Source organism: Mesorhizobium sp. M7D.F.Ca.US.004.03.1.1, assembly GCF_003998635.1.
GTDB classification, from domain to species: Bacteria; Pseudomonadota; Alphaproteobacteria; order Rhizobiales; family Rhizobiaceae; genus Mesorhizobium; species Mesorhizobium loti.
In genome coordinates this window covers 1-879 of record NZ_RZQG01001481.1, presented here as the reverse complement: position 1 = coordinate 879, position 879 = coordinate 1, and the positions used below count along the sequence as shown (strand labels likewise).

1 pseudogene is annotated in these 879 nt (G+C 66.3%); it reads left to right on the top strand.

Annotated features, from left to right (window positions below):
• Nucleotides 1-26: 26 nt before the first annotated feature.
• A pseudogene (locus EN935_RS38105) lies at nucleotides 27-879 on the top strand (amidohydrolase); the annotation flags it as partial.

Genomic DNA, 879 nt, shown 5'->3' with positions numbered 1-879 from the left:
CCGCTTCACTGCTTTCTTCTCATGCCATGGAGAACCCGGTGGCCACCTCGGCGCAAGCAACCGCCCTTGCCTGTCTCGACGGCATCCAGCCGTTGCTGTCCGCGTGGACACGCACCATCTTCGATTTCGGCGAGACGGCGTGGCGCGAGTATCAATCCGCCGCCTGGTATGTTGAGCGGCTGAAGCGCGAAGGCTTTTCCGTCGAGGAAGGGTCCGGCGGCATGCCGACCGCCTTCTGCGCGCATTGGACCAACGGCCCCGGCCCGACCATCGGCATGTACGCCGAGTACGACGCGGTGCCGGGCAATTGCCAGGATGCGGTTACGGTCGAGCGCCCGCGCCCAGGCCTCTCCGAACATGCCGGTGGTCATACCGACCCGCATTCCGGGCTGGGCATTTCAAGCCTCGGCGGGCTGCTGGCGACCAAGGCGGCGATGCAGCACCACGGCATATCAGGCACACTGCGCTTCACCGGCGAGCCGGCGGAAAAGGTGCGTGGGTCAAAGCCGATCCATGCCGCCAAGGGCTATTATGACGGCCTTGCCGGTATGATCTCCTTCCATCCCTTCTACATGCTGCCGCTCTGCAACACGGCGCGCTGGGACACGCATTGCGGCGCGGCTTACGCGATGATCTATCGCTTCATCTGCGACCAACCGGAGCGCTGGGCGCGGGCGGCGGGTGCAGCACCCATTCCGCAAGCGCATTCGGCGGCGCGCGCGCCCGGTGCCAACGACGCACTGTTGATGATGTACATGGCCTCCAAGGCTCTGCGCGATTCCATGCTGCCGCACCAGGGCGGCTGGTCAATCAGCGAGGCGATCCTGACGGCCGGCCAGGCGACCGCCGACAACCTGCCGGCGGGGCTGGCCGAGATCC